The sequence below is a fragment of the Nocardia vermiculata NBRC 100427 genome (assembly GCF_001613265.1).
Taxonomy (GTDB): domain Bacteria; phylum Actinomycetota; class Actinomycetes; order Mycobacteriales; family Mycobacteriaceae; genus Nocardia; species Nocardia vermiculata.
The window spans coordinates 63461-90403 of sequence record NZ_BDCA01000030.1 but is presented as its reverse complement, the minus strand read 5'-3'; the positions used below and the strand labels follow the sequence as shown (position 1 = coordinate 90403).

Annotated in this window: 29 protein-coding genes; 12 read left to right on the top strand and 17 right to left on the bottom strand. The window is 66.1% G+C overall.

Features of this window, described 5'->3' with window-relative positions; translation table 11 throughout:
• The 5 genes from NV2_RS25160 to NV2_RS25140 all read right to left on the bottom strand — a co-directional run.
• Positions 1 to 1895 (bottom strand): cutinase family protein (locus NV2_RS25160; protein WP_067879410.1); only part of this gene is annotated, 1895 nt, incomplete at its 3' end.
• Positions 1892 to 2566 carry a hypothetical protein gene (locus tag NV2_RS25155; protein ID WP_067879407.1) on the bottom strand — a complete coding sequence of 225 codons (675 nt, stop codon included), beginning with the start codon at positions 2564 to 2566 and terminating at the stop codon, positions 1892 to 1894. The genes NV2_RS25155 and NV2_RS25160, both read right to left, overlap by 4 nt.
• A gap of 14 nt (positions 2567 to 2580) precedes the next feature.
• Positions 2581 to 3279 carry a DUF8176 domain-containing protein gene (locus NV2_RS25150; protein ID WP_067879404.1) on the bottom strand — a complete coding sequence of 233 codons (699 nt, stop codon included), beginning with the start codon at positions 3277 to 3279 and terminating at the stop codon, positions 2581 to 2583.
• Positions 3280 to 3294: 15 nt separating this feature from the next.
• On the bottom strand, positions 3295 to 4425 hold the full coding sequence (locus NV2_RS25145) for a hypothetical protein (protein WP_067879401.1): 1131 nt from the start codon (positions 4423 to 4425) through the stop codon (positions 3295 to 3297).
• A 46-nt stretch (positions 4426 to 4471) separates the two neighbouring features.
• Complete coding sequence (locus NV2_RS25140; RefSeq protein WP_067879398.1) at positions 4472 to 6274, bottom strand: type IV secretory system conjugative DNA transfer family protein; 1803 nt, start codon at positions 6272 to 6274, stop codon at positions 4472 to 4474.
• A gap of 357 nt (positions 6275 to 6631) precedes the next feature.
• Between NV2_RS25140 and NV2_RS25135 the strand changes: the two genes are divergently transcribed.
• From NV2_RS25135 to fabG, 3 genes are all read left to right on the top strand, one after another.
• The gene (locus NV2_RS25135; protein WP_067879395.1) at positions 6632 to 7141 is read left to right on the top strand and encodes a helix-turn-helix domain-containing protein; all 510 of its coding nucleotides are present in this window, start codon (positions 6632 to 6634) and stop codon (positions 7139 to 7141) included.
• Between the two features lie 291 nt (positions 7142 to 7432).
• Positions 7433 to 8386, top strand: a complete 954-nt coding sequence (locus NV2_RS25130) for a hypothetical protein (RefSeq protein ID WP_067879392.1) — start codon at positions 7433 to 7435, stop codon at positions 8384 to 8386.
• Positions 8387 to 8441: 55 nt separating this feature from the next.
• The gene (gene fabG / locus NV2_RS25125; protein ID WP_067879389.1) at positions 8442 to 9149 is read left to right on the top strand and encodes a 3-oxoacyl-ACP reductase FabG; all 708 of its coding nucleotides are present in this window, start codon (positions 8442 to 8444) and stop codon (positions 9147 to 9149) included.
• Between the two features lie 107 nt (positions 9150 to 9256).
• Here fabG and NV2_RS25120 read toward each other — a convergent pair whose 3' ends face one another.
• A complete protein-coding gene (locus tag NV2_RS25120; RefSeq protein ID WP_067879386.1) occupies positions 9257 to 9643 on the bottom strand; it encodes a DUF397 domain-containing protein in 387 nt (128 codons plus the stop codon).
• On the bottom strand, positions 9636 to 10529 hold the full coding sequence (locus tag NV2_RS25115) for a helix-turn-helix domain-containing protein (protein ID WP_067879383.1): 894 nt from the start codon (positions 10527 to 10529) through the stop codon (positions 9636 to 9638). Before NV2_RS25115 ends, NV2_RS25120 begins: the two co-directional genes overlap by 8 nt.
• A gap of 300 nt (positions 10530 to 10829) precedes the next feature.
• On the opposite strand from NV2_RS25115, the gene NV2_RS25110 reads away from it, so the two are divergent.
• The 4 genes from NV2_RS25110 to NV2_RS25090 all read left to right on the top strand — a co-directional run bounded on the left by NV2_RS25110 (position 10830) and on the right by NV2_RS25090 (position 13238).
• Positions 10830 to 11129: a hypothetical protein gene (locus tag NV2_RS25110; RefSeq protein WP_157103082.1), complete on the top strand. Its 300-nt coding sequence runs from the start codon at positions 10830 to 10832 to the stop codon at positions 11127 to 11129.
• Positions 11130 to 11321: 192 nt separating this feature from the next.
• The gene (locus tag NV2_RS25100) at positions 11322 to 11573 is read left to right on the top strand and encodes a hypothetical protein (RefSeq protein WP_067879373.1); all 252 of its coding nucleotides are present in this window, start codon (positions 11322 to 11324) and stop codon (positions 11571 to 11573) included.
• Positions 11570 to 11752 (top strand): hypothetical protein, encoded by a 183-nt coding sequence (locus NV2_RS25095; RefSeq protein ID WP_067879370.1) that lies wholly within the window; start codon positions 11570 to 11572, stop codon positions 11750 to 11752. The genes NV2_RS25100 and NV2_RS25095 overlap by 4 nt, the downstream gene beginning before the upstream one ends.
• Before the next feature lie 160 nt (positions 11753 to 11912).
• Positions 11913 to 13238: a nucleotide sugar dehydrogenase gene (locus NV2_RS25090; protein ID WP_084475416.1), complete on the top strand. Its 1326-nt coding sequence runs from the start codon at positions 11913 to 11915 to the stop codon at positions 13236 to 13238.
• 10 nt (positions 13239 to 13248) lie between these two features.
• On the opposite strand, the gene glmM is transcribed toward NV2_RS25090, so the two are convergent.
• Positions 13249 to 14580 (bottom strand): phosphoglucosamine mutase, encoded by a 1332-nt coding sequence (gene glmM / locus NV2_RS25085; protein ID WP_067879363.1) that lies wholly within the window; start codon positions 14578 to 14580, stop codon positions 13249 to 13251.
• A gap of 78 nt (positions 14581 to 14658) precedes the next feature.
• Between glmM and NV2_RS25080 the strand changes: the two genes are divergently transcribed.
• From NV2_RS25080 to NV2_RS25065, 4 genes are read left to right on the top strand one after another with little or no spacing between them, the layout of a single operon-like run.
• Positions 14659 to 15396 carry a glycosyltransferase family 2 protein gene (locus NV2_RS25080; protein WP_168436195.1) on the top strand — a complete coding sequence of 246 codons (738 nt, stop codon included), beginning with the start codon at positions 14659 to 14661 and terminating at the stop codon, positions 15394 to 15396.
• A 2-nt stretch (positions 15397 to 15398) separates the two neighbouring features.
• Positions 15399 to 16844: a carbohydrate kinase family protein gene (locus NV2_RS25075; protein WP_157103081.1), complete on the top strand. Its 1446-nt coding sequence runs from the start codon at positions 15399 to 15401 to the stop codon at positions 16842 to 16844.
• The gene (locus tag NV2_RS31090) at positions 16841 to 17584 is read left to right on the top strand and encodes a histidine phosphatase family protein (RefSeq protein ID WP_084475412.1); all 744 of its coding nucleotides are present in this window, start codon (positions 16841 to 16843) and stop codon (positions 17582 to 17584) included. Before NV2_RS25075 ends, NV2_RS31090 begins: the two co-directional genes overlap by 4 nt.
• 37 nt (positions 17585 to 17621) lie before the next feature.
• Positions 17622 to 18068, top strand: coding sequence for a hypothetical protein (locus tag NV2_RS25065; protein ID WP_169811554.1), 447 nt, complete (start codon positions 17622 to 17624; stop codon positions 18066 to 18068).
• 45 nt (positions 18069 to 18113) lie between these two features.
• On the opposite strand, the gene NV2_RS25060 is transcribed toward NV2_RS25065, so the two are convergent.
• From NV2_RS25060 to NV2_RS25035, 6 genes are all read right to left on the bottom strand, one after another.
• Positions 18114 to 18350: a hypothetical protein gene (locus tag NV2_RS25060; protein ID WP_067879349.1), complete on the bottom strand. Its 237-nt coding sequence runs from the start codon at positions 18348 to 18350 to the stop codon at positions 18114 to 18116.
• Positions 18351 to 18478: 128 nt separating this feature from the next.
• Positions 18479 to 19657, bottom strand: coding sequence for a hypothetical protein (locus NV2_RS25055; protein WP_157103080.1), 1179 nt, complete (start codon positions 19655 to 19657; stop codon positions 18479 to 18481).
• Positions 19658 to 20103: 446 nt separating this feature from the next.
• Positions 20104 to 21123, bottom strand: coding sequence for a tyrosine-type recombinase/integrase (locus NV2_RS25050; protein ID WP_067879343.1), 1020 nt, complete (start codon positions 21121 to 21123; stop codon positions 20104 to 20106).
• 186 nt (positions 21124 to 21309) lie between these two features.
• Positions 21310 to 21726 carry a PIN domain-containing protein gene (locus NV2_RS25045; RefSeq protein WP_067879340.1) on the bottom strand — a complete coding sequence of 139 codons (417 nt, stop codon included), beginning with the start codon at positions 21724 to 21726 and terminating at the stop codon, positions 21310 to 21312.
• Positions 21723 to 21980 carry a FitA-like ribbon-helix-helix domain-containing protein gene (locus NV2_RS25040; RefSeq protein ID WP_067879337.1) on the bottom strand — a complete coding sequence of 86 codons (258 nt, stop codon included), beginning with the start codon at positions 21978 to 21980 and terminating at the stop codon, positions 21723 to 21725. The genes NV2_RS25045 and NV2_RS25040 overlap by 4 nt, the downstream gene beginning before the upstream one ends.
• A gap of 352 nt (positions 21981 to 22332) precedes the next feature.
• Entirely contained in the window at positions 22333 to 22743 is a 411-nt protein-coding gene (locus NV2_RS25035) for an arsenate reductase ArsC (protein WP_067879334.1), read from the bottom strand.
• 330 nt (positions 22744 to 23073) lie between these two features.
• On the opposite strand from NV2_RS25035, the gene NV2_RS32430 reads away from it, so the two are divergent.
• The gene (locus NV2_RS32430; protein WP_067879331.1) at positions 23074 to 23994 is read left to right on the top strand and encodes a tyrosine-type recombinase/integrase; all 921 of its coding nucleotides are present in this window, start codon (positions 23074 to 23076) and stop codon (positions 23992 to 23994) included.
• Between the two features lie 33 nt (positions 23995 to 24027).
• On the opposite strand, the gene NV2_RS25025 is transcribed toward NV2_RS32430, so the two are convergent.
• Genes NV2_RS25025 through NV2_RS25015 form a run of 3 tightly spaced genes read right to left on the bottom strand, consistent with a single transcriptional unit; the run spans position 24028 to position 26932 of the window.
• Positions 24028 to 25404 carry a dihydrolipoyl dehydrogenase family protein gene (locus NV2_RS25025; RefSeq protein ID WP_067879328.1) on the bottom strand — a complete coding sequence of 459 codons (1377 nt, stop codon included), beginning with the start codon at positions 25402 to 25404 and terminating at the stop codon, positions 24028 to 24030.
• Entirely contained in the window at positions 25401 to 26291 is an 891-nt protein-coding gene (locus tag NV2_RS25020; RefSeq protein ID WP_067879323.1) for a cytochrome c biogenesis protein CcdA, read from the bottom strand. Before NV2_RS25020 ends, NV2_RS25025 begins: the two co-directional genes overlap by 4 nt.
• Positions 26291 to 26932, bottom strand: a complete 642-nt coding sequence (locus tag NV2_RS25015; RefSeq protein ID WP_245662772.1) for a TlpA family protein disulfide reductase — start codon at positions 26930 to 26932, stop codon at positions 26291 to 26293. The genes NV2_RS25020 and NV2_RS25015 overlap by 1 nt, the downstream gene beginning before the upstream one ends.
• Positions 26933 to 26943: the final 11 nt, after the last annotated feature.

Genomic DNA, 26943 nt, shown 5'->3' with positions numbered 1-26943 from the left:
GGCGATCCGATGTGCAGCAAGGTTCCGGCGGGGGTGGTGGGATTGCTGGCGACGACGCGGGCGGCGATGGATTCGGGGCCATCCGATACCCAGACCAGGGGCTTAGTCGTGGTGTCGGTAGGGGGAGCGGTCTGGCCGCTGCTGGTGATGCGCACATCGCCGGGTGTATGTGCGTCAGCGACGGTCTGAGTGTTTTGGCCGTGGTCGCCGACTGGGGGACCGATCGGGTTGGACACATCGCCGTCGGGCGCACGGTCGTACGGTGCTTCCACTGTGTCCACCGCAGGCGTCGAGCTGATGTTCGTGGCAGAAGTCTTCGTTGAACTGCTCGGCAGGTCTTTTGCCTGCTTGTCGTGTTCGGTGTGCAGGTCACGTGCTGCTGCGATGATCCAGTCCGCGGTCACGCCCATCGGTGTGGAGCCGTCGATGGCCACGCGGGCGGTGCGGTATCCGCCGTGGGTGGCCTGTTGGTTCCACAGTCGCGAATCCAGGAGGAGCTGCGGCAGATCCGCGTTGGCTTTCACCTCGTTGATGAGCAGATCGAAGATGGAGCTGACCTTCTTCTCTGCCGATTGCGGCGGGATGATGTTGAGTGCTGCCGTAGCGGCGTTGCCCAAGATCGAGATAGCGGGTGCCACAAGTCCGGGCGCGCCGGCTGCTGCGCCGGCGGCCGCGCCAGCACTCGCGGCTGCCGCCGCGGCGGCCGGACCACCTGCGAGGGCGGGCAGCCCGGCGGTAACTGCGCCGGTGGCTGCTGAGCCTGCGACTTGCACCCCCGCGTCGATCAGGCTGCCCAGGGTGGATGAGTTGAGGACCTGGCCGACGAAACTGGTCATCGACGACATGACCATCTGGCCGGACTTCAGCACCGCCACAAGCGGGTTGGTCTGTTCATCAGCATTGCGGGGGTCTGCGGCGTCCTGGAGGCGCTTGCTGATGGAGGCGTCGCCGTCGAAATACATGTCCGCGAGGTTCTTGCCCTTGACGTCCTGGTCCATGAAGGTGGACATGCCGTTGGCGAAGGTGTTCGCGGTCGCGGCCGCCAGGGATGTGACCACTCCGAACGGATCGTGTGTGAAGTTGAGGTTCGATTGCCCGGCGATCTCGAGGCCGACCTTCGCCAGGCTGATGCTTTTGGGTGCGGAGCAGGCCAAGTCTCCGTCTAGGCACCACTGTGCGACTCGCCCGTCCAGGCTGCCGAAGGATTTCGCGATGTCGCGTTCCGGGCCGATTCCCTGGCCTTTCGGCGAGTGGTAGAGGTCGCCGAATTTGGTGGCGCTCGGCCGGGTCTTCTTATCGGTGCCCGGCCATGGGTCTGGTCCGACTTGTCCGGGCCGGTTCGGGAACAGAGACGCGTCGGGGCCGCGGGTGGGATCTCCGTATGTCACGACGAGTGCGATATCTCCCGCGGTGATCGGTCCGGCTTCTCCGGACCCGATCTGTTGGGCCAACATCGACACCGCATGTCCGCCCTGGGAGTAGCCCAGTAGTACCAGTTTTGTTGTGGGGCACTGGTACAGCACTCGGGCGGCCACCTGCGTCAGGCGGTTATAGCCGTCCATGACGCTGGTCTTGTAGTCCGCGGCGAGTGACTGTGTTTCCAGGCCGCCGAAAGACGCTGGGTAGGGGATGTAGGTGCGCTCAACCTTCAGCCCCTGGTCGTGGGCGGCGTTCAGTACCGGGATGATCGCCGCCGACAACTCTCCGGTGTCATCGTCGGTCGGGGCGTTGACGCTCGACTGGGTGGTTCCCTGCACTGCGAGCACGTGGACATCTGGGCAGTCACTTGTGGTCTCCTCGCCGATCGCCGGCGGGGCGAAGACCATCATTGTTGCCGCGGCCACGGCCGCGCAGACTCCTGTGATGGCGGTGTGGCGCACCGCGCCCGTTCTCATGCCTGCTCCTCGACGGCATCCGTCTGGGCGTCGAGGAGTGCGGAAAGATCGGCTTCTTTCCAGTCCTTGTATCCGGCGGTCTCGCACCAGGAAACGGCGGAAGGGGCGGTGGCCGGATCATCGTCTATTTCGATGTCGAGCAGCAGCCGCCAAGCGGTTGCCTCGCGGATGAGGGAGGACGTATCAACATGTGGATTGGTCAGGGTGAGGTGTAGGCGGGCGACTTCAGCCTTGGCCAGCTGGCGGGCCTTCGAAGCGAGGAAGATCGCTTTGCCAGCCGCGCTCTGGTCGGCGCTGGTCTGGTCTCCCTTGCGGTAGTGGCGGTCTCGTGCGTGGAATGTGCCGTACCACAACGCATTGCCTTCGGCGTCGCATACTGCGTACGAGTTCACCGAGTCGGCGCCGGCTGCGGACAGACGGATCACGGGGACGCCTTCGGCGGCGTCGGCGTTCAACTCGGAGAGTCGCTGGCGGGTAACTTGTTCGCGGATAGCGTCGTAGTCGACGCCGATCTTGCGGAGCTCATGCTTGACGGCGGCGAATTGGGGGCCGGTGAGCCCGTGTTCTTTCGCCCATCCGAACAGCTCGCCGTGGGTGGTCATTGTCTTCAGACGTTCGGCGTCGGCGGCAACGGCCTCGGTGATGGTTTCCCAAGTTGCGCTGGTGGTCATGGGTGTTGGCCTTCCTATGCGGTTTTGTCTTCGATGCGGACGACTCGGTAGCCGTCGTCACCTGGGGCCACGGTGATGACCATGAGCCAGGACACTGGTGTTTCAGACGGGTTGGGCTGGTAGCGGACTGAGGTTTCGTAGCGGTTTTCGCCCGCTGGGGTGACCGATACGCACCAGGGAGCATCGGCAGGAATGGACGCGATGCCGGCGGCCACCTGCGCGGGGCCAGGGACCCCGGGCCCGTTGTCGGTGATTTCCATGACGGCGGCGGGATCTCGGCGGCCGAAGTACCGAAATTCGTACTCGGCAACTGCGCCCTCGCCGGTTGTTTGGTCGCCGCCGCTGTTGCTGACCAGCGCCCCGCCGACCCGTCCTGGAGTGCAAAAGGCTGGCGGGGCGCTCGTGGTATCTGCGTTCGGGTTGGCTGCCTCAGTGGTCACGATCTCGTAGGGGTGGGCGCTGTCTGTGATGCCTGGGCGACTCGACAGGCCCGCCGCTACTCCTACGGTGGTGACCACGGCGATTGCGGCCACACCCCCCACCAGCACCCGGCGGCCGCGACTGCCCTTGCGGGATTCCTTCGCCGCCGGTGTTGCCGAGCTGGCGGTTGATGCCTGCCGCCGTAGTTTGCGGCGGCGTGTGTCGGTGCTGGTGGGTGCGGGGACGGCGGCGTTGTCGAGCCATTGCCGCCACCGCTGAGATTCCTGGACCACTGCGCCCTCCTCGAGTTAGGCCGGGGGGTGCGGCAGGAGGCCGGCGAAGGCTGCTACCGCATCGTGGGCCTGTTGCTGGACCTGCTGAATTTGCTGTGGGGCCTGCTCGGCCTGGTCCTGGGCCCAGTCCGCCGCGTCGTCGATGGCCTGGTTGACGTTGAACTGGCCCGGAGCCGGAGTGGCGGGGGCAGGCAACGGGGCGGTTTGGGCGTCTGGGGCCGGAGCAGGGGCAGGTTCAGGGGTAGGGAGCGGCGGCAACGGGTCGGCGGGCATGGTCGGGTTTCCGGGGCCACCGGACAGAGCTGCACCGGCGACCCCGCCGACGGTTCCGCCGGCCACGGCACCGGCAACGCCGCCAAGCGCCGCGCCAGCGGCGCCGCCGGCCGCTGCACCGGCGGCCGCCCCGAGCGCGGTGCCTGCCACACCGGATGTCACGGTCCCGACCACGGGGACGGGAACTATCGTTCCCAGAGCGGCACCGGCGACCCCGCCGACGGTCCCACCAATTAGCCCGCCAGCGACTGCGGCGGGCACACCCACCACTACTGCTCCGGCCGTGCCGCCGATCAGAGCGCCGGTGGCAGCGCCGGTCACGGTGCCGGCGGCCGTGCGGCTGGCTTGATCTGCGGGCATTCCGTTGGCGGTGTAGACGCCATCTACGATCGAGTTGCCGTAGTCCAGCCACCCGTTCGCCCATTTGGCCACGTCACGCGGAACGAAGTCCGGCCGCGGAATTGTGGATGTGCCCGAGCCGAGTACGTCCGGCGGGGTCGGGGGCAGGGGGATCTGCTCGTATGTCGGCGGATCGGCGGGAGCCTCGGGCGCAGTCTGCTGATCACCGCCATTGTTCGTGTTCGTGCCGCCATCGTTGTATGTCGCTCCACCGTCGTAGGCGCCGTCGCTGTGGCCGCTGCTGGGCGGGGTCTTTCGCCACACGGTCGCCGGCGGGGCCTGCGGCAGCGTGGACAGACCGGGCGTGGCTGGCTCCGGGGTCGGTTCTGGTGTCGGAGGCTGGGTCGCCTGAGGGGATGGGGTGCTTCGCGGAACCTGCGGGCTCGGTGTGACGGGGTCCGCGGTCGCGACACCGGTAACCATGCATACCGAGCACGCTGCGCCGACGGCCGCGGTGGTGATCTTCTTGTACATTCGAATTCCTTTCCTGGACAACAGGCATCGAGCTGATCGGGTCGAGTTAGTTGGTTCGAAATGCCATGAACCGCGCTGTCGCGCCTTCATGGACGAGGTAGAACAAGCCGGTGTGCAGCTGGCGGACCTGCTGCGGGCTGACGGCGAACGTCTGCTGTGCGCGAGCGGAGTTGATTCCGTGCCCATACGGATCGCCCGCGGCTTCGAGTTGCCAGCGCGTACCGGCGGATTCGGTCACGGTGTCGGGCAGTGCGGAGCGGCCGAGCACGACCGCAGTTCCCGCGCCGAGCATTCGGCGCTGCATCTGCGCATCGAGGCTGAAGGACTCGACGGTCTGACCGGCGAGTATCAGGCCCACATCGGCGGCGCGGGCGGTCTCGAAGATCCGGACCGCTTCGTCGGCGGCGTCGGTGTCGGGGTCCACCATTTGGGGGAACTCGTCGATGGTCACCGCGAGCGGGTGGTGACGGGCTCCGGATTTGCTCTGCTCGGAGCGCTGGGCCAGCAGTTCGCGCAGGTCGCGCAGCATGAGGTTCGCGAGCAGCCGTTCAGCGGGGCGGACCGGGACCAGGGAAACGATCGTCGCCGATCCCTGGGGGAGCTTCGTAAAGCTCCAGCCTTCGCCGGTTTTCGGCAGCAGCCGCCGCAGCGGGGCGAACATGGCGTCTACGTCCTGGCCCACGCTCTTGGCGTCGGAATCGCCGTGGCGGTCTTCCTCGGTGATCGGCCCGGCCAGCTGCGCGCCGAGATGGCGCACCGGATCGGCCAGGCGCTCGGTCAGCTCATCGAGGGATTTGACCAGAGGTTTTGTACCGCGCCCGTCGATGATGATGTCCAGCACGCGGCGCATACGCTTCGTGTAGAAGTCCGTCGATTGGGTCTTGGGCGCGATGAACATCAGCCGGTCAAGCAGCTCGTCGCGGGTGGTATCGAAGAAGTCCCACATGCCGCGCTCGACGCGAACCAGCTGTTCGGCGCCGACGTAATCACGCTGTGCGCGGGCGTCGGCGGCGAACCGGTCGGCGTCCTCGGCGATGCCCTTGAGGTCGATGAGAACGCTGGTCATTCCCATCCGGTTCTGCGAGGCATGGACGCCCGCCAGGAACTCGGTCTTGCCGACGCCGGACCCGGCGAAGACCTGCATACGTTGCTGACCGGCCGTGGCCGGGACTAGCAGCAAATCGCAGTTCGATGCGGTGAACTGGGCCGACCTGCGGCGGTCGGTCATGGAATCGTCGGGCATGAGGATGCCGACGCCGTAGCGAACGTCCTGGTCCACCTCGACGGGAATCGGCGCGGTCATCACGCGGTCCTGATCGACTACCGACAGACCTACGGTGTCCTCGTTCAGCGATACTCCGACCGATCGCGCTACCTGTTCGTCGTCGGCGTCGGTCATCGCGTCGATGGCCTGGGCATTGACCAGGACATCGCGGGTGCGGCCTTCGAGCAGTTCGCGGCGCAGCAGGCGGCGGCCGATAAGGAACGCTCCTGGCGCACCAACGATGCCGGCGGCAAGCGACGCAAGCAGCCATGGCCACAGCTGATTCGGTCCGGCACCGTTGGCCACGCGGGCAATGGCGGCAACAGTGAAGCCGGCCACCAGGGCGAACGAAATCACGGACGCTGCCATCAGCGGCCGCCGCTCCGGCGTGAGCCACAACCAGAATCGGCGGTGCTTCGACGCGGCATATCCGCGGTTTCCGATGCCGAAACCGATACCTAGCGGGACCAGGCCAGGCGCGACGACAGCGCCGACGACCAGGCCGAGAGCGCCGGCGACAGCGGCGGCTGGTGGTTCATTGCCCTGGGGCTTGTTCGCTCCAGCGGCAGTTAGCGGATTGGTCATCGCTGTTTCCGCCAGCCTCGGGAAGGCAGATAAAGCGAGGGCGAAGGATCTATCCTGGACATGCAGAACTCCCTTGATCGGATCTGCGGACCTCCGGGCGGTGCCAGCCGCGACCGGGGGTCACCCCTTCGCCTTCCTCTGGGTGCCAGCCCAGGGGAAGGCGCTTGCGCTTCTTTCGCCTTCTCCTGGTGCCAGCCAGGAAAAGACGGTTCTTCGCTACTCGGGTGTTGTCACCAACTCCTCTCGTCGAGTGAAGCTGAACCTTCGATCACGCTTCACCCATATAGAATACTCGTATTTAATACCCATATAGTCAAGACTTCCAGGAGTTGATGCAATGTGACGTCTCATGGACGGATGGGCGGAACCCGCGTGAGTCGCAGCGTGCTGCGCGGATTCAATGCCGCGCGCTTCGAGAAGGCGCGTACCGACGCCAAGCTTTCCCGTGGAACGCTCGCCCAGCTGGCGGACATCAGGTCGGATGAGACGGTTCGGAGATGGGAAGCCGGACTGAGCAATCCGCAAGTGGATGTTCTCCGGCGCGCACTGATTGCCCTGAACGTGGAGCTGCATCGCCTCGGCGAACCGATGGTCAGCGTGGACGAGCTCATTCAGATTCCCGAGTCCGACCGGTTGCTGAGCGATTGGCGTTGCCTTCGGCTGCTCACACAGCCGGAACTCGCCGCGCGGGCGGGGATTCCAACCGCGTCGTTGACCAAGATCGAGGCGAATGAGCGGCCGCTGTCCGATGAGGCGGCCGAACGACTCAGCCGCGCTCTGGAACTGCCGGAATCGGCAATCAGGGAGGGGTATGCCCGCGGCAAGATCGCAGCAGCGGTCACGAAAGCACCCCCGACGGGGCACTGAAAGCCGCCATCGGGTTCCGTGAGAGAGAAGAATCGTCATACCCGGGGCCTCCAACTTCTACGCAACCGAAAGCAGACCCACCACCGTGGCGGGCCGACTGCTTCCGGTTGGGAAAGTTCACCGACCGGGCGTACGCGCGTGACATGTGAAATGTCACCGCTGAGCCGACCATAGCAGGGGTACATGGGACCCGCAAAGCGGGTTTTCGAAAAAAAGTGACGGAAGACACAACCGAGGGCCAACTGCATGCGCCCCACAAACACCCTGGTCGGCTGGTCTTATGCTGGCTGCATGGCACTTCCAGGGGAATGGATCGGGATTGACATCATCGGTACGCAGCTGGGCGGGGAGGTGTTCGTACACAGCTTCGCAGGGGAACGGGTAGCGCGGCCACTTCAGCGCGTGCGCCAGAAGCTGGGATACGACCACAAGGGTGAACAGGTTGTCTCCGCCGTCGTCAGTGCAAAGCTCGAAGGTAGGGAGCTTCCGGCGATTCCGGGCTTGCATGTCGAGACTCACCAGATCGACGGTTCCGACGGAACTCCGATCGGCCTGATCTGCTGGATTGCGTCCACGCCGCCAACCAAGGAACGGCCCACGTACAACGGTTGGGTCCTGGACATGACTGCCATGACCACCCGGACCAGCGGCGATGATCCGAGCCTGATCGGCGACGGCCGCGAGGCCGACGAAGAACGGCATGTGCAGTACCTGTTCACATACTTGTGCCCGGAGGACGCCTGGAGCATGTGCGGCGGGTACTACGACGCACTGACCGGCGACGACGGGCTGCTGATCGACTCATATTGGTCACTGAACCCCCCGGAAGCTCATCAGTGGACGCACATGTGGTCCAGCTGCCGACTTCGCGTCTCGGAGGCCGACCAGCGGACCCTCTACGGTCTGACCATGGTCCTGAAGGAACGCAAGGACTTCCAGACCAACATCGCTACTCTGGTCCGCTTCACGCAGGCCACAATGTTGCTGGTCGAGAAAAAGAATCGAATTCCGCTGACGACCGTGGGACGGATGGCGCCCCTCGGCGAATCCCGGGTCGCGCAGATTCTCGATCAGGTGGATCTCGATCACCTCGGCTCGCCCGATTCGAGCGAGGGCGCGGACCAGCCCGTCACGATCGATGGGCAGCCCTTCACCGCAACGAAATTCGCCCTGCACTCCGCCCAGGATAAGCACGGCGACCCTGTTGCCATCATCCTGTTGACCGAAGAAACGGCAGCGGCCTGATCGCTCCCTGTATCTAGAATCCATACGTGCACAACCATTTTGGAGGAATTCACTCGTGCGTGTCCTAGTCACCGGAGCCAACCGTGGGATCGGATCGGCCATCGCCAGCCACCTAGTCAAGGAAGGCCATACGGTGTGGGGCACACATCGTGGCTCGGATGTCCCGGAGGGCGTGCGCGGCGTGCAGATGGACGTCACGGACGTGGATTCGGTCGATGCCGCATTCACGACTATCGAGAAGGAAGACGGGCCAGTGGAGGGCCTGGTCGCGAACGCGGGAATCACCGATGACACCCTGATCATGCGCATGGGCGACGAGCAGTTCACGCGGGTGATCGACACGAATCTGACCGGCGTCTACCGCGTGATCAAGCGGGCGAGCCGCAACATGCTCAAGAACCACAAGAAGCAACCGGGCCGTGTCGTCATCATCGGGTCGGCCTCGGGCCTCGGCGGTATGCCGGGGCAGGTCAACTACACCGCCGCCAAGGCGGGCGTGATCGGTATCGCGCGGTCGGTGGCACGTGAGCTCGGCTCGCGCGGCATCACGGCCAACGTCGTGGCTCCTGGCTTCACCAAGACGGATATGTCGTCCGTAGTCAGTGATGATGTGGTGGAAAAAGCGCTGGCCGCAACGCCATTGGGTCGATTCGGCGAGCCGGATGAGATCGCGGCCGCCGTTGCGTTCTTCCTGAGCCCTGGAGCGGGATTCATCACGGGGCAGGTGCTCAACGTGGATGGCGGAATCGCGATGGGCCACTAGGCCGCTGATTGCCCCACCTAGCAAAATGACCGGGCCCACGCACTTCCCGGGCTCGGTCATTTGCAACTGATCGGAGAGTTCTCCTGGGGGGCTCGTTAGCTTGCCTCCTAGACTCCGGTGAGCTGGTCGGCTGGTGTTTTCCACTCGTTCGCGAGGTCATCGAACTCGCCTTCGGTCACTGCGCTCGCGAAGTACAACCATTCGGTGGGCGTGTAATCCAAGCACACACCACCGGACGATATGAGAGTGGCCGATCCGTCGGCGCGCACGGCGATAGCTGGCTCCGAGGAATCGGTAGAGCGCCCGGCTACAACATCGAGAAAATCACGCCACTGGGCGACAGTGACGGAGATGATCGGCTGGGCCTCGGGGTCGAGGCCGGCGCGTAGGTATTTGCTGTCACGGATCATGACGCGGCCATCGTCGAAAGCGACTTCGACACAGTTGTTATTGTTGCCGCTGTAGCTGGCCTTGCGCCAGGTCATGTCACCCATTTCGGTATTCCTCCAGTGCTTTTCGGATGAGGTCGAGTGACTCGTCCGGGGTCGATGCCCGGTCGATGAGGTCTTGCCAAACCAGGCGGTAGGCGGAAACTTCGTCGGGCTTGTTCAGATACATCGCGCCGGTGAGGGTGTCGACGAACACCACTGGCGGTTCCAGCGGGCCGGCGGTGCCCGGCAAGTCGGGAAAGTCCATGAGGGAAAAGGCGCTGACAACAGCTCCCGCGTGCTCCCCGACCGAGAACGGCACGATGCGGATCGTGATATTGCCGCGGGCTGCAAATTCCAGCACGTGTTCGAGCTGTTCGGCCATCACGTCAGCTCCGCCCATCGGTCTGCGGATGGCAGCCTCGTTGAGGACGACACTGAGTTGGGGCGCTCGGGGCCTGGTCAGCACGCTCTGGCGGTCCATACGCAGCTGGGTGCGGCGTTGAGCTTCTTCCTCGGTGGCATATCCGGCGGGGGTTGTCATCATCACCCGGGCGTAGCGGCGAGTCTGTAGCAGTCCAGGTATCAGTTCGGGTTCGTACTGGCAGATGGTCGCCGCGGCGTCTTCCAAGACGTAGAACAGCCGCATCTGTTCGGGCAGGTCGGTATCGGTGTAGTCGTGCCACCAGGACTTCTTGGCCCCGTTGCGTGTTTCGGCGGTCAGCGCGGTCAGCAGGTCTCGTTCGGAGTCGGTTGCTTCGTACAGATCGAGCATCAGGGCCACGTCTGAATCGCGGAATCGTACGGCCGAGTGGCCTTCTTCGATGCGACTGATAGTGCCTCGGCTGCGCTGGATCTCCCGGCCGGCTTGGTCCTGGGTCAGCCCACGACGTAATCGCATGGCCTCGAAGGTCCGGCCGATGTGTCGCCGCACCAGGGCCGTGCCCATCATGTCCGCCACTGTGCACCATCCTTCTGGGAGCGTGTGCGTCCCATTTTAGTCATCCATGACTCTGGCCGCATCGGGTGGGTAGTTCGAATCACCATTGAGCCTACTCTGTGCAGATTGTTATAGACGGATTGATACCGAGCATTGTTTTTTGGGATGCACACTTTTAGTCTGACTTCTGGATGGTCATAGACCTGTGGCCTACCGCCCGCAGACAGGCAGGTGAGCAATGACTGTGCAGATCGACCCGGGCGTGTTCATCGCATGCGATGCAAGCGAACCGCGGCAGTCGAGGTGGTGGTGATGACCGCCAACGAGAGCGAAGAACACCTATCCGGGCGGGTACGGATACGGCCTCGCGGCAGCCTGTCGATCGCACACGCGCGCATCCTCCGAGCATTGAGCTACGGCGGGATGCTGACCAAGCAGCAGATCGAGACAGCGGCGGGCCTGACGCGGTGGAAGACCTGGCAGGGCATAGGGGAGCTGAACCGCCGAGATCTGGTTGTCACCACTCTGCGGACAGGCCGCTGGGAGATCACCAAATTGGGTCGAACCACCCTTGCGGCCCAGCACCCGACATTCGGGCGATTGGAGTCGTGACATGGACCAGCTACAACAGCGAACCCCGGGTGAGTACGCCGCTGAGTACGGCTGGGAGAGCACCGCGCACGACCCGCCCCCAGCCGATGTGATGGCCCGTGTTGTGGAGGGCCTACACGCTCTGGATTCCGAATCGTCTCGGCGGCGGGGTGATGCGTCCCCCGCCGCCGGGGACCACGACAGGAGCCGGCGGTGACCGAGTACCGCACCGAGTGCGACGGGTGGGCGGCGGTGTGGCGGATGGACCACACGCGCATCCGCATGATGCATGTCAGCGCCCCACTTACCGGTCAGCCGCCGCTGATGGCGGTCGACATACCTGCCGCAGCACCGGATTTGGTGATCGTGCGGGAGCGATTCCCGAACCTTTCTCGCCTGTGGGACGCGGTCCGTCACGACTACTGGTGCCACCTTGCCGAGCCGAAAGCGGGAAGCACGCTATGACCGAGGAACTCAAGGCGATGCGAATCGAGTTCCTGGCCGCTCGAGCAGCCCGGTTGGGTTACCAGCTTGTCCAAACAGGTGTTTTCCCGGACCGATGGACTCTGCTGGACGCCGAGGATTCAGCACCGATCTACGCGGACCTCCGTCTGGCCGATATCGAGCAGCGGCTAACTGAATAGGCCGGGCCGCTGGCCGATGCCTTCTCCTGGGGCCCGATGTGCCGAAGCGTCTCGACGCTCCGGAATATCATCACGCCCGCACAAGTTTTCTAATTATCAAGCTACACAACACTTTTCGATATTTTCCGGTTGACTTCGGTGGTAGCTGAATAGACACTTGATGCTCTTGGTGATCCCGGTCACCACACCGGAAGGGGTTGCAGTGACGTCTGTCCAGTTGCATGATCCGGCGCGGGGGAATCCTTCGCGCTCGCAACGTGTCGCCGTTGTCGGGCAAGGGTATGTGGGGTTACCCGTGGCAATGCTGGCCGCGGATCGGCATTTCGATGTCGTCGGCTACGACACCGATCCCGAGCGGGTAGCGCAGCTGCGTGCCGGCCACTCCTTCATCGGTGATGTGTCCGATGCTCGGCTCCAGGCTGCGTTGCAGTCGGGGCGCTATAGCGTCACCTCCGACGCGGATGCGTTGAGCCACTTCGATATCGCGTTGATCACCGTGCCTACCCCTGCGGTGGCTGGTCAGCCCGACCTCGGTTGCATCGAGGCGGCCGCGAAGACCGTCGCTGCTGCGCTGCGCCCGGGGGCCACCGTAATTCTCGAGTCAACGACATGGCCGGGCACCACCGAGGAGGTTGTAGCGCCGCTGCTCGAAACCTCCGGACTACGTGCTGGGATCGACTTTGCGCTCTGTTATTCGCCTGAGCGGATCAATCCGGGTGCTGGGTTGGCGAGCATGGCGACGGTACCCAAGGTGGTGTCCGGGCTGAACGAGGCTTCGTTGGAGAAGGTTTCGCAGTTCTGGGGCGCGTTGACCAGTACGGTGGTTCCGGCGCCCGATATCCGCACCGCTGAGTTCTCCAAGCTGATGGAGAACGTTTTCCGGCTGGTGAACGTCAGTTTGGTCAATGAGCTGGCTCAGCATGCCGGGTCGCTGGGTGTCGATATCAGGGACGCGGTGCGGATAGCGGCGACGAAGCCGTACGGCTACATGCCGTTCACCCCGAGTTGCGGGGCGGGCGGGCATTGCTTGCCGGTCGACACCAAATATCTGACGTGGACGATCCGCCAGGCCGGCGGGGTTGCTGATCTGGTGGAAGCTGCCGATCGGGTCAACGAGCAGATGCCGATGTGGGTGGCCGACAGGATCACCGAGGGGCTGGGCCGCCACGGTGAGACCGCGACGGAATCGCGAGTGCTGGCGGTCGGTATCACGTACAAGCCCGATGTGGCCGATCTACGCGAGTCCAGCGCGATGCGGGTGGTCACGGAGCTGCGATCCCGAGGCATACGGGTCGATATCTATGACCCGGTCGTCGGGGGAATTCCGGGAGTCGCCGGCGAACTCACCACCGACATGGTTCAGGCGGCAACAGCCGTGGTGCTCCTGGTCGACCACAGCTGTTTGGACCTGGAACTGATCGCGACGGGTTCGTATGTGTTCGATACGCGCGGATGCCTGGCCGGTGCCAATGTGGAATCGCTGTAGTGGGCCGCGGTCAGGTTGCGGCCCGTACGGCGGCGACCAGTTCATCGGCCAGTTCCCGCACCAAAGGTTCGTCTCGGCCCTCCACCATGACCCGGATCACCGGCTCGGTACCCGAGGCCCGCAGCACGACCCGGCCGGCCTCGCCCAACCGTGTGACCGCCTGATTCTGCGCGGCACTGACACCCGGTTCGTTGGTGAGGTCGAAATGCGCCGGAACGCGGACGCTTTCGAGGATCTGAAGGTATCGGGGCATGGGGGCGGCGAGCTCGGCCAGCTTCGCTCCGGTGTCGGACAGCACACCCAGCACCACAATCGCCGCAGCCAAAGCGTCACCGGTTGGGGTCTTGTCCAACATCAACAGGTGTCCGGAGCTCTCTCCGCCCAGGACACCGCCGCGGTCGGAGAGCGTTTCCAGAACGTAGCGGTCTCCGACCTTCGTCCGCACGAACTCGATCCCACGATCGCGCAACGCCTGCTCCAAGCCCATGTTGGACATGACGGTGCCCACGACCGGTCCGGTGAGTTCGCCCCGGGCGTGGAGATGGGTAGCGAGAATGTAGAGCAGCTGGTCACCGTCGATCACGGTGCCGGTGTGATCGACCATCAGCAGCCGGTCGCCGTCGCCGTCGAACGCGATTCCGAAGTCGGCGCGCTCGGCGAGCACGGTTTCGGCCAGCAGGCCCGGCGACGTGGAGCCACACCCTTCGTTGATGTTGCGGCCCGACGGGCATGCGCCGATAGGAATCGTTTCCTTGAGCATCGCATCCAAGACCTGGGGTGCAATGACAGCGGTCGCGCCGTTGGCGCAGTCCACGACGGCCCGCAGATGGGACACATCGGTGCCGTGAGGCAGCAGGCCGGTACAGAACTCGCCGTATCGCTGCGCGGCATCGGCGAGGGGCAGCACGCGGCCCAATCTCGCCGATTCGGCGGTCAGCACCGGCTCGTCCAGAGCGTTCTCTATCGCCAGCTCGGTGGCGTCGCTGAGTTTTCCGCCCGTAGCGTCGAAAAATTTGATGCCGTTGTCGGCGGCCGGGTTGTGGCTGGCACTGATGACCGTGCCCAATCCCGCCCCGCACCGGGTGACCATATGCGAGATGGCGGGTGTCGGCAGCGGCCCAGACGATCGAACATCCACCCCGGCTGCCAGGAACCCGGCGGTCAGGGCCGCCTCGAACATCGGCGCCGACTCGCGGGTGTCGTGACCGATGACCACCGACTGACCCGCCAGGTTGAGCACCTGCGCAGCCGCGGACGCCAACCGCAACGCGAAGTCGCTGGTCAGTGGAAATTCCCCAACTCGTCCACGAACACCATCGGTGCCGAAGTAGCGGCGACTCATACACCCTCTCTCGATTGATTCCCAGCGCAAGAGCCTACGCCAACCTCGCCCCTGCCTGATCCCGCGAACGGAGCACCTGTGAACCAGCGAGTTGTCATCATTCCCGCGTATCGAGAGCCCGAGACAGTGCGCGCCGTCCTCGCCCGCGTTCCCGATGCGCTGAACGCGCAGGTCCTCGTTCTCGACGACGGCGGAAACGCCGACCTGCCCCGGACAGGGGAACGCGCCCGCGTGCTGCGGGTACCGAATCCTGCGCCGGGCGGTCACGGCAACGGAGCCGTGGTGCGGTTCGGGCTCCAGGCAGCACTGGACCTCGGAGCCGACGAGATCTATCGGCTCGACGGTGACGGCCAGCACGACGCGCAGTGCCTGCCCGCCGCTGCCGCCGCGCTCGCTCGCGCCGCCGATATTGTGATCGGTTCACGATTCCATCCACTGTCCCCGGCGCCGGCACCCGCGCCGATCGACCGGCTACTACTCAACGAAGCTATGCGCCACCTTGTGCATCAGCTGGTCGACGTCCGGCTGACCGATGTGACATCCGGGTTCTGGGCGATGCGCCGCCGCACCGTGGAACGTGTCCTGCCGCTGCTGACCACGACCGGCTATGGCCTCACCCTCGAATTGATCCTGCGCACAGCTTCGTTCGCTGAGATCACCGAGATTCCCCACCCCCGGATCTACGCGGGCAGCACGAAAATGGCCGACAAATACGCGCCGGATCAGCTCGAGACCCGATGCGAACGCGCAGCGGTCTATCTGGCCGTGGTCAGCGCTGTGGCTGCCGAACTCGGCCTCGACCCGATAGGAGCGTGACCGTGGTATCGAGTACTGAAGTGTCCGCGTCGTGGCTGCGAGAGGCTTCCACCCTCGGCCGCGATGCCGCCGCGGCTTATCTCGCCGACGCGCACTCCGAGCGTGCGGTGTACCGACTGAGCCGCGCGCACGCTGCCGGCTATCCGGATCAATCTCTCCTGGTCACAGCGGACAGTGAGAGAGCGGACCTGGCGATTCTGCCGGCCGTGACCGGGGTGGTTCTGCCCACACCGGTAGCCAGGCGGCTCCGAGATATCGGGCCGCTACTGCACTCCGCGGTCACGGCCTGCGCGGATCTGGTACCCGCCGACGACAGAGCACGCCGGTTCGTCTCGGTCGGGGAGAAGGCCGAGGCGATCGGGCTGTCTGCGCGTGTGCGCGACACCGCGTCGATCGCTGATTGGGTTCGCGTGGATTACGTCCTGGCCGACAGGGGCGGCGTACCGACGCCGGTCATCGTGGACATCAATCTGATGCCCGGGATGACGCACACCACGGCCGCGGTGGCGGCCCTGCATCGCCGCCACCTGCTCCCCGCAGCGCCGCAGCTGCGCGAGCAGATCGAATCCTTGCACCACTACGACATCGCTCCGGTGGACCGGATGCGCGAGACCTATGCTGCGGCGGCCGGGACCGATCGGGTGCATTTCGTCGTCCGGCGCAGCCATGGTTTGGAACCGGACGTGCGATCGGCCGCGGCCTCTCTCACCCAGCGCGGCCGAGTGCGGGGAGTCGTTGTCTACGCCGATGACATGTCGGCAATCAATCCCGCACGGCCGTCGGTCGTCGTGCGGCAGGCCCGCACCACCACCAAACATCTGGACCCGTCGGTCGGCGAAGCCGAGCGCGCGGCCCTGACGGACATGCTGGAGCAGGCGGCGGCCGGCACGCTCCACTGTTACCCCGGCCCGCACATCTATATGGAGTCACACGCCTGGCCGCACTTCATGGCTCGCGATCCCTACCAGGCGCACCTTCGGCGCACCCTCGGTGAACAGGACTACGCGCTACTACTCAACGCGCTGGCCCCTACCGCGATCATCGAAGATGGCGCGCTGCGCTGGCCCGACGGCACCACCGAACCCATCACCGCCGATGCGCTCACTCGCTGCGTGATCAAACGCGGGTCGTCCACCGGATCAGAAGGGGTCGAAGTGCTGGCCGGCAATCGCGGCCGCCGCGCCTACCGACAGCGGGCCGCACACGCACTCGCTGCCCGCGCTGAACCCGGCTGGGTGGTCCAGCGCTACATCGACAGCCCGAAACAGACACACGTGGTCCTCGACTCCACCGGCAGCACACGCACAGTCACCGGATATGTCCGCTACGGCGCATACTTCGCCGCTGGTGAATACATCGGCGGCTACGCGCTGTTGTCCGCCGAATCTCGAATGGTTCACGGCGGGTCCGCAACCCACTGGCTCACGATCGCCGAGGCGACCGAATGAATCGGACTCGTCTTCTGCTGATCCGCCACGCCGAGGCCGCCAACAAGGGGCTCGTCGCTGGAACCCACACCTGCCAGGGATTATCCGACCTAGGCCATCGGCAAGCACAAGCGCTGGCCGCGCGGCTGAGGGCCGAACAGCCAAGCCTCGGAATCACCGCGGTCTATACGACTGCCGTCCCCCGAGCACGCCAGACCGCCGAATATATCGCCGCCGCAGTCGGCCTGGTCGTGCGCGCGGAACTGCCCGGCCCGAATTATGGTCAGGCTGAAGGGAAACTCTTGACAGATATACTGGCCCAACGGGATACACCACCTGCGCTGGAACCCGACGCCCCGTTGGCGCCGGGCGCTGAACCATGGACAGCTCTGACCGCGCGCGTAGCTCGGGAGCTGGACATGATCACCACCCGACATGTCGGTGAAGTCGCCGTTGTCGTCTGCCACCGACAGAACATCGTCGCCGCGACCCAGCACCTCCTCGGGGCACCCGCGACCGTCGCGCGGGCATCGATCGAGCTGGGCCCGGCCTCGATAACCGACTGGGAACAGCGACCCATCATCGGAGCTCAGCAGTCCACTGATCAGCCGCCGCGCTGGATTCTCCGCCGGTGCAACGATGACCGCCATCTGGACGAAAGCACCGATATACAGTCCTGGAACGGCCTTTGCTGGGGTGAACGAGCGGGCCATCAACGCCCGGACAGTATCGGAGGGGGAGGTAAAAGTGCACGTACCTGACTATGTACTCAGCGGTGACGGACCGATTCCGGATGAGTTGGCAACGCTGAGTGCTCAGCCGGTTACGTATGCCGGGGAGCCGATGATTGCGCTCATTCGGCATGCGACGGCGGCCGATGTGGCGACGAATGGGCGGCTGCTCAGCGCGGACCTGCTGATCGACGGCGCAATGGTCTTGGGGGCCCGGCCGGCAACGCCGACGCGAGATTTCCGATGGCCGGCGATGCCGGGGTGGTCGGCCGATTTCGAAGACCAGCAGCTATTGATTTCCGCGCCGCTCCCGGACCGTGCCGACTCGCAGTTCTACGGCGGGACGTTCTATCCGGATTCCGGATGGCTCACGCGAGCGCGAGCAACAACGCGGAGGCGTGGCGGAGTCGTCGTGCTCATCGGCCTCGATCAGACGGTGGAAGATCTCAATCCGGCAATCGATGCTGAGCGGGCATGTTGGGTCAGAGTTCCCCTGACCCAACACCATGAGTAGGAGGCGAGCTTCCCAACTGCGGTCGGCGTTCGCACGGCAACAGGTCTAGTCGTCACCGATCAAACCAGCCACACCGAACATGCTGTACAGATTCAGATCAGCGTCCAGCTGGTCACGGGCCTGCCGCCGGCGCACCGCGTCAACGGATTCGCGCCCATACCGAGTCAGCAGATCGTCCACCAGCGCGCTCGCGGCGCGCTGATTGCCGCCGTGGTGGGCGTCCTGCGCCTGGCGCAACTGATCCAAGATGGCGCGCTCGGCGGCGGACTCGATATTGCTCACGTCCTCGATTCTGCCGGACCGGGGCCATGACGGGGTTCCGGTGGAACTCGCCGAATTGTGGGCGGATATGCGGCAGCGCCGAACCACCACCCCACAGGGGTCAATGGTTCGGCGCTGCTGGACGCGTGTCAGCCTTCTGCGCGGGCGGGGTCGGTCGTGGTGTGTGCGGCCTGGTCGTAGACGGTGGCGCCGGTGGCGTGCATCCAGGCCATGATGCGGGCCAGGGCGTCGGCGCGGGTGTAGTTCGGGGCGGTTACCTTGCCGATCTGCCGGTTGATGAACACTTCCTCGCCCAGCGCGTTCCGGATCTGGGCGTTGGTGCGGCCGTGCATCGTGCGGGCCAGCGCGTCGGATACCCGTCCACCGCGCGGTTTCGGCAGCTCGGCGCGGGCACCGGTGATCGCCGCGCGCGCCGATCGCAGGGCGGAGCGCAGTTTGCCGAGCTTGCTGAAGTCGGTGACCGCGCGGGCCTGGTCGATGGCGGCGCGGTCGACGCCGGTCAGGGTGCCTTCATCGTCGCGGCGCGCGATCTCGTCCAGGACGGTGGCGATAGTGCCGATCAGGTCGTCGAACAGCCGGTTGCAGCCGTCGAGCGCGGCGGCCAGGTCCGCTGGTGAGTCGCCAGCGCGGTACATCCAGTCGCAGCCGTAGCGGTTGAGGACGTGCTGGGCTTCCCAGATCGACTCCGCGGGCGTTCCGGGCACGATATCGGTGGCCTTGGCCGTGTTCATGCCGCTGGTCCCTGGCGGTACCAGCTGGGTCGTGGGCACCGGTCCTGGCAGCAGGTGCCGCACTCGTTCGCCGGCCTCGGTCTCTGCCTCGCTGGGATCTTGTCCGGGCTGCGGCAGGGTGTGGCCCGGACCGCTGGCGCACCACAGATGCATGCTCGGATACAGCGCCTGATCGGCCGGGTCGTTGGGCTTCATCAGCTCGGGCAGAGCATCGATCGCGCCGGACGCCAGTGCGCTGCGTTCGGCGTATTGCTGCAGATCCCACAAGGACTCGCGGATCCGAGCGTGGACGGCATCGAGCGCCCCTCCCCCGGTATGGCGGGCGTGGCGGTCCACAGCGCCGGGCGCCCCGTGGTCGGCGGCGAGTCCGTGCGCAGTTGCCAGATGCATGCGGGCGGCGGCGACATGGCGGGCCTGCATCACCGCGACCGGTGTCGGCAGCACCGCAGCGGCGAGACTCTTCAGGTCGTCGGGAGAAGTGGACTGGTCGAGCTGTCGGGCGGCCTCGCTGTAGGGCTCACCGGTGCGGGCCATCCGCGCCCGAACCTTGGCCTTGCGTGCTTTGTCGCTGGTCATGACCGATTCCTTTCCGCGGCGAAGTCCCCACGCGACCTCGCCGGTACTCACGAATCAGTAAGAGTTGGAGACGAAGTCGATCAGAGTTCGCGCGAGGCCGAGCCCCTTGTCCTCGTCCACACCCGGCGGCGTGGGCGCTCAGGTGGTCGGAAGCGGGCAGACGCGAGGCTGCCACTGCGACAACGGTAAACCCACCCACCGACACAAAACGTGTGGCCATATCCGCCCAAAATTCGGCGAGTTCTACCGGAACCCAATACGTGATCGCGGTCGACGCCCCGATCGCGGTCCTGCCCGCCTGGATCGCGGCCCTGATCGGACGGAGGACAACAGCATGAAGATCCGGCTGACCGGCACCCGCGACGAACTGCCCGCAACCTGGGGCAAATCCTCTACCGCGACGATCTGCAGTGTTGCATCTGATACAACATTGCGCAGTAGACGGGCTAGAGCCCGATACCCTTGGTTGCGTTGTCCGCCCAGCGGTCCACGATGCGCAGGTACTTGTACAGCTCGGCGCTGGTCGGGTTCCAACCTCCTTGGTCTGCAATGGTTTTGACATCGTGGCCCGCCTTACGTGCCTCGGTCGCCAGTCCGGCGCGCAAGCTGTGGCCGGTGCGGTACGGGACTCCAGCGGCCGCCGCTGCGCGGGTGACGGCCTCGCCACATGCTCGCGGTGACATTCTCGCGTCGCTGAGATTGCCGTGTCGGTCGATGGGCCGGAACAGCGGCCCGACCGAAATACCGGCGACCTCGGTCCATATCCGTACGGCTCTGACCGGGCAAGTTCCGGGGTTGGTACCTCGATCTACGGCGGCCTCGCGAGCTCCGGTCTTGCCGTAGCGGATCGTCACGGCCAGGCCCTCGTCATGCTCGACCACATCGGTTGCGTCCAGGGCTGCCAGGTTCGACCGCCGCGCGGCGATGGCGAATCCGAGCAGCACGATTGCCCGGTCTCGGTGCCCGGCGAGGGTCGGCGGCAGCGCCGCGCAGATCCGGCGCAGGTCCGGCACGGTCGCGGCCGGTGCTTGCCCGCGGCCGCGCGGGGTGTTCGCCTCGGCCAACTCCCTGCGGTAGTTCGTGAGGGTCTGCCGAGCGGCGCTGATGGTCTGCTTCGGTACCTCGATGCCGTGCAGCTGCCGCAAGGTCATGATGACACCGTAGAGGCGGCGCTCTGCGGTGGCCGGGGCCAGCTCGTTGCGTTCGTGCCAGGCCATGAACGCAACGAACACGCCCATGTTCGTGACGGTCGGCGGCACCGATGTACCGCCCGGATCTTGCTTGGCCAGAGTAAAATTCAGATCCTCAAGGAATCGTAGCCACGCGCGCCAGTCGGCACGGTACGCCTCCTCGGTGTTCCGGATCGGACGGGCGTACTCGGCGGCCGCCACGTCCAGCACGGCCAGCCGATCCACCAACGTGGGATCTGCCAGCCCGCGCACCTCGGCTGGAACGATATCGGTCACGGCCGGATCATAGGCACCGGTACCGACGAAAACCTGTGCGGCCGCCGGGGTGCGGCGCGCGCCCTATAGGTCCAGCGCCCAATCCCGTGGCCACGGCGACAGGAATATGTACGCCGCGGCACTTTGGTTCAGCGACTCTTCTGCGGGGGTGGGTGATGTGCTAAAACCGTTGCGGCCGTTAGGCCGTTACTGCCACGGGTCGATTGTTGGAACTCCAGCGGCCGCGAACGGCGAGCTGTCGCGGGTGGCGACGGCGAAGCCTGCCGCCGCCGCCGTCGCGGCGATCATGCCGTCGGCGGTGGCGACGGCGAGCCCGGCGGCGCGGGCCGCGGCGCGCAGCCGCGCGTATTCGGTGGTGGCGGCCAGGTCGTATGACAGGATGCGGCCGGTGAATGCGGGCAAGGTGCGGTCTTCGAGCCACGCAGCGTATTCGTCGCGGCGGCGGCCGGCGGGCATGGCCGCGATGCCGTAGCGGAGTTCGCCGACGGTGACGGTGGTCAGGTAGAGGGTTTCGGCGCTCTGGACATCGAACCATGCCGCCACCCGCCGATCGGGATTCTTGGCGAACGGTTCGCTGATGACGTTGGTGTCCAGGACGATCACCGGCCGAACTCCACCGGTTCGGACGGGGTGCGGTCGCGGCCGAAGTAGGTTTCGCGTTCGTCGTCGGTGAGCCGGTTCTCGTCGCTGATGCCCGCGAACAGGAGGCTGCCGAGCTTGATCCGCTCGGGCGGTTGCACGGTGTCGGTGAGGATGGCGCGCATCTCGGCCTCGATGCTGCGTTCGTTCCCGGCCGCGCGCTGACGGATGGCGCGGTGTACCTCGTCGGACAGATTCCGGATCGTCACCTGTTTCATGCGCTATCATTTCCTCTCTTACGCCATCAATGGTTACAGACTGGCGCTATTCGCCTTCAATGAAGGCAACACCAGTATACCTGCCATCATTCCCTGCGCTGACCCCCTACAAGGATGCTTATAGGCGGCCAGCCATAGGGGCACTACAGGACATATGGTCAACTGTCAGGTTTCGGAGTCGTCTTCAGTGATGTTCGAAGTCCTGCGCAGTGAACTGTGTCTCGCCATCAGGATGTGAGTAGCTGACCAGCAGGTTCGTCACTCGGTGTCAGTAGATTCGTCCCCGGAATGTCAGTGGTTGCCGCACGAGAATCCCAGGCCGACCACTGACATCGGCGCGATCCCCGGTCCCCTACACCGTGGGGATGGCGAGTTCGGTGAGCAGTTCGCGGATGCGTCGTTCGATGTCGTCGCGGATGGGGCGGACTGCGTCCACGCCGAGTCCGGCGGGGTCGTCGAGTTTCCAGTCGCGGTAGTCGACGCCGGGGAAGTAGGGGCAGTTGTCGCCGCAGCCCATGGTGATGACGATGTCGCTGGTTTGGACGGTGTCGGGGGTGAGGGTTTTCGGGGATTGGGCGGTGATGTCGATGCCGATCTCGGCCATGGCTTCGACGGCGGCGGGGTTGATGCGGTCGCCGGGTTCGGTCCCGGCGGAGCGGACCTCGACGCGGTCACCGGCGAGATGGGTGAGGAACCCTTGGGCCATTTGGGAGCGGCCGGCGTTGTGGACGCAGACGAACAACACGCTGGGGATGGATGCCATGACGGGCAGGGCCTTTCGAACGCTGGGGTGGGGTTAGTCGGTGAGGTCAAGGCATGTGGGGTCCAGTGACGAGAAAAGTCGCGCTAAGCGGTATCTGACCCCCTAGGTTCACGAGATGGGTTGTGCGGCATCGGGTTTCGGATGCATGAGCACAGCGCTCTGCCCAAATCCGGGAAAAGTCGCGCTAAGGAGTTACCGCAGACAATGGCATATTATCTGCGGTAACCTCGATCGCGACCAGGCGCTACACTCCGCCCCAAGCGAGGCGACTCCGTAAATTATCTGCGGTAGTGCCGATCGGGCTCCGGTGACCGGGCGGAAGGACTGAGCGTGGGACAGGTGCGGGCGCTGCCGATTCGGGGCGTGCGGCTCAAGGACGCGACCGATCAGTTCTTGTCGACGATCCCGAGTGTGAACACCCGGCGCGGGTACGCCGTCGCGCTCACTCAGTTGGTGCGCGACTTCGGTGCGGATTCGGATGTGGGCTTGCTGGAGGCCGAGCGGGTCGGGGGGTGGTTCACGTTCAAGTGGGGCGGTAGTTCGGCGCAGACGTTCAACGTCCGTCTCGCGTCCCTGCGGGCGGCGTGTGGGTACTGGCGTGCGCAGGAGTGGTTGGTCGGTGATCCCCTCGTGCGGCTGGTGCCGCGGAGGGTGCCGCCGGATCATTCCCGGGCGATGACCCGTGACGAGGTCACCGGGCTGCTGGCGAAGGATGTGGCGCTGCGGGAGCGGGTGTTGTGGACGATGCTGTACGAGACGGCCGCCCGTGCCGAGGAGTTGCTGCTGCTCGATATCGGCGACCTGGATACGGCGAACCGGTGCGCCGTGGTGACCCGCAAGGGCGGGGCCAGGGATGTGGTCGCCTGGCAGACCGGGACCGCGCGGCTGCTGCCCCGGCTGCTGGCGGGCCGGCGGCGCGGGCCGGTGTTCCTGACCGACCGGAAGGCGAAACCCGGTGTGGCCGTGGACGATATCGACCCGGCGACGTTGCGGGGACGGTTGTCGTATCGGCGGGCCCTCGAGTTGTTCGAGGAGCACACCGCCGAGTTCGCCCGCGGCCCGTTCACGCTGCATCAGCTCCGTCACAGCCGGTTGACGCACGCGGCGGAGGACGGGGCGTCCACGCCGATGCTGATGCGCATGAGCGGCCACACCTCGGTCAGGTCGCTGGGCAAGTACGCGCGGCCGTCGGCGGAGGCGTTGATGCGGTGGCAGGCCCAGACCGACCCCGCCGCCCGGCGGCGGCGATGATCCGCGGACGCTCGTGCAGGGAAGCCGAACCGGCTATCCGGCGGGGCGGTGGACGCCGCCGGCGGCGGCGTTGACGGCTTCGGCGAGGGTGGGGTGGATGTGGATGGCTTGGGCGAGTTGGGTGTAGGTGGCGGCGGTGGTCATGGCGATGACGGCTTCGTGGACGAGGTCGCCGGCGTCGGGTCCGGCGATGTGGCAGCCGAGGATGGCGTCGGTGTTCGCGTCGGCGACGAATTTGACCAGGCCGCGGGTGTTGCCGATGGCGCGGGCCTTGGCGACACCGGCGAAGTCCTGGCGGCCGATGATGACGTCGTATCCGGCGGCGCGGGCGGCGGGTTCGGTCAATCCGACCGATCCGACTTCGGGGTCGGTGAACACCGCGTGCGGCACGATACGTCCGGCTGCGGTGCGGTCTTGTCCGCGGTAGGCGCTGCGGTAGACGATGTCGGCGTCGTCGCGGGCGGTGTGGGTGAACATGGGGCCGCCGCGCACGTCGCCGATGGCCCACACGTCCTCGGTGCTGGTGTGCAGGGTGTCGTCGACGGTGAGGAACCCTCTCGAATCCGGTTGCAGGTCAAGATGTTCGAGACCGAGGGTGTCGGTGTTGGGGGTGCGGCCGGTGGCGACGAGCAGATGACTGCCCGCGTGTTCGCCGGTTTCGGTGCCGGTGCAGCCGAGGCGGATGTTCCCGGCGGCACCGGTGGCGTGGGTGCAGGTGGTACCGGTGAGCACAGTGATGCCGTCGGCGATCATCCCGTCGGTGACGGCGGCGGAGATGTCGGGGTCCTCGCCCGGCAGCAGCCGGTCGGCGCGTTGGATGAGGGTGACCTCGGCGCCGAATCGCCGGAACATCTGGGCGAATTCGCAGCCGACGTAGCCGCCACCGACCACCAGCAGGTGGGTGGGCAGGTCGGTGAGGTCGAGCAGGGTGCGGGAGGTGTAGTAGGGGATGGTGTTCAGGCCGTCGATGGCGGGGAGGGCGGTGCGGGTGCCGGTGGCCAGGACGATCCGGTCCGCGCTCAGCACGGTGCCGTCGACGGTGAGCTGGCGAGATCCGGTGAATTGTCCTGGCGCGTGGTAGAAGTCGAGGTCGGCGGATTTCTCCACCGCACGATACGATCCGGCGCGGATGGAGTCGACGAGCCCGTTCTTGCGGGCGACGACGGCGGGCAGGTCGACGGTGACCGTACCGCCGATGCTCACGCCGAATTCGGCGGCGCGGCGGGCCTGCTGGGCGACCGCGGCGGAGGCGATCATGGTTTTGGTGGGGATGCAGCCACGGTTGAGGCAGGTCCCGCCGAGTAGTTCCTTTTCGACGAAGGCGACACGGCCGTGGCGGGCGGCGCGCAGCGCCAGGGGCAGTCCGGCCATGCCGCCGCCGAGGACGAGGGTGTCGTAGCGTTCGCTCACGGGTTCTGCCTTTCCTGGATCGGGGTCGTTTCGGGGGTGCAGCAGTCGATGGCGACGGGTTCGGTGCCGCGACGGCGGGTGATGTGGTGCGCGATCACGGCCAGGACGGTGGCGGCCACGGCCAGTGCGGTCATGGTGGTGACCAGGGTGGTGTGGGTTTGCAGCCAGTTGCTGACGGTAGCCGACCACGGGGTGGATCCGGTGGTGCTGGTGGTGTGGCCGGTCGCGGCGGGCAGCCAGTACCAGATCAGGTAGGCGCCGGTGGCGAGGAGTACGAGGGCGGTGAGGCGGGGGCCGTAGCGGGCGAGAACGGCGAGTCGGCGGGTGAGTGCGGTGCCCGCGGCGGCGGTGGCGAGGGCGACCAGCAGCAGGATTGTGGCGGCTCCGCCGGTGTAGGCGGTGAAGATCGCGGTCAGGCCGCCCCATCCGGCGGTGGCCTGGGCTTGCGCGATCACTGCCAGCAGTACTCCGAAGGTGCACGACAGGGACGCGGCCGCGTATCCGGCACCGGCGGCCACCATGCCCACGGTCGTCGACGCCGCCGGGTGCCGGCGGGTGGGCAGGCGCAGCCCGAGGCTGCGGCCGGTGAGCATGAGCAGGCCCAGCAGTACCAGTACCGCGCCGACGGCCAGGCCGAGTCGCGGTGCCGCGCTGATCAATACCTTGGCTCCGCCGCTGATGGCCAGGCCCGCGGCGGCCAGGGTGCCGGCGAATCCGAGAGTGAGCGCGGCCCCGGCGCGCAGGGCACGTCCCATGCGGATCGGCAGGGGCGCGGTGGTGGTGTCGCCGAGGGTGTGGGTGATCCAGGCGGGCAGCAGCGCGAATCCGCACGGGTTGACCGGGGCGAGCATCCCGGCGGTGAAGGCCAAGGCGAGCAGTCCGCCCATCAGGCGGCTCCGGCTTTGCGCAGTGCGGCGGTGATCTGGTCGGCCGACGGGTCGGTGGCCCGGTAGCTCACCTTGCCCGAGGGGTCGATCACCAGCAGCGTCGAGAGCGCGGCCACCGAATACCGGGTGGTCAGGGTCGCGCCGGTGTCGATGACGGCGGGGATCGTCTGGGTGCCGGTGTCGGATTGAAACCCGGTGATGGTGTGTGCTGATTCGCCCGGATTCATGTCGACGAGCACGAACGACGCTGCGCTGCCGAGTGTTTCGGCCGCCCCTTGGAGGGATTTCGCGCCGCCGTTGCATTCCCCGCAGCCGACGGAGAAGAAGAACAGCGCGGTCGGCTTGTCGCCCGGCACGCTCACCGTGGCACCGGACACGGTGGTGATCTGCGCGGGCGCGCTCGCATTAGCAGGTGCTTCGGCGGCGGGCCGGGCGGAGGTGTCGGTGCTGTTGCAGGCGGTGAGTGTCACGGCCCCGGTGAGCGCGAGCGCGGCGGCGGCGGTGTAGCGAGAACGCAGCAGGGAGGTCATCGGAGGATGCGGGCCTTCCGTGGGTGGGGTGGGGGTGAACCGGCGGTGGTGGAGGCCGGGCAGGGTGCGCGGTGCCGCCAGCGGGTCGCGGTCGCGGGCCAGGCCTCCCACGCCCGCTCATC

Excerpts from the sequence above, each read along its gene's own strand:
- NV2_RS25140 (WP_067879398.1), bottom strand. The coding sequence starts at position 6,274 with ATGACCAATCCGCTAACTGCCGCTGGAGCGAACAAGCCCCAGGGCAAT.
- NV2_RS25040 (WP_067879337.1), bottom strand. The coding sequence starts at position 21,980 with ATGAAACAGGTGACGATCCGGAATCTGTCCGACGAGGTACACCGCGCC.
- NV2_RS25095 (WP_067879370.1), top strand. The coding sequence starts at position 11,570 with ATGACCGAGGAACTCAAGGCGATGCGAATCGAGTTCCTGGCCGCTCGA.
- NV2_RS31090 (WP_084475412.1), top strand. The coding sequence starts at position 16,841 with ATGAATCGGACTCGTCTTCTGCTGATCCGCCACGCCGAGGCCGCCAAC.
- glmM (WP_067879363.1), bottom strand. The coding sequence starts at position 14,580 with ATGAGTCGCCGCTACTTCGGCACCGATGGTGTTCGTGGACGAGTTGGG.
- NV2_RS25155 (WP_067879407.1), bottom strand. The coding sequence starts at position 2,566 with ATGACCACCAGCGCAACTTGGGAAACCATCACCGAGGCCGTTGCCGCC.
- NV2_RS25110 (WP_157103082.1), top strand. The coding sequence starts at position 10,830 with ATGACCGCCAACGAGAGCGAAGAACACCTATCCGGGCGGGTACGGATA.
- NV2_RS25120 (WP_067879386.1), bottom strand. The coding sequence starts at position 9,643 with ATGGGTGACATGACCTGGCGCAAGGCCAGCTACAGCGGCAACAATAAC.
- NV2_RS25035 (WP_067879334.1), bottom strand. The coding sequence starts at position 22,743 with ATGGCATCCATCCCCAGCGTGTTGTTCGTCTGCGTCCACAACGCCGGC.
- NV2_RS25135 (WP_067879395.1), top strand. The coding sequence starts at position 6,632 with ATGGGCGGAACCCGCGTGAGTCGCAGCGTGCTGCGCGGATTCAATGCC.
- NV2_RS25090 (WP_084475416.1), top strand. The coding sequence starts at position 11,913 with ATGCTCTTGGTGATCCCGGTCACCACACCGGAAGGGGTTGCAGTGACG.
- NV2_RS25020 (WP_067879323.1), bottom strand. The coding sequence starts at position 26,291 with ATGGGCGGACTGCTCGCCTTGGCCTTCACCGCCGGGATGCTCGCCCCG.
- NV2_RS25130 (WP_067879392.1), top strand. The coding sequence starts at position 7,433 with ATGGCACTTCCAGGGGAATGGATCGGGATTGACATCATCGGTACGCAG.
- NV2_RS25055 (WP_157103080.1), bottom strand. The coding sequence starts at position 19,657 with ATGACCAGCGACAAAGCACGCAAGGCCAAGGTTCGGGCGCGGATGGCC.
- NV2_RS25115 (WP_067879383.1), bottom strand. The coding sequence starts at position 10,529 with ATGATGGGCACGGCCCTGGTGCGGCGACACATCGGCCGGACCTTCGAG.
- NV2_RS25145 (WP_067879401.1), bottom strand. The coding sequence starts at position 4,425 with ATGTACAAGAAGATCACCACCGCGGCCGTCGGCGCAGCGTGCTCGGTA.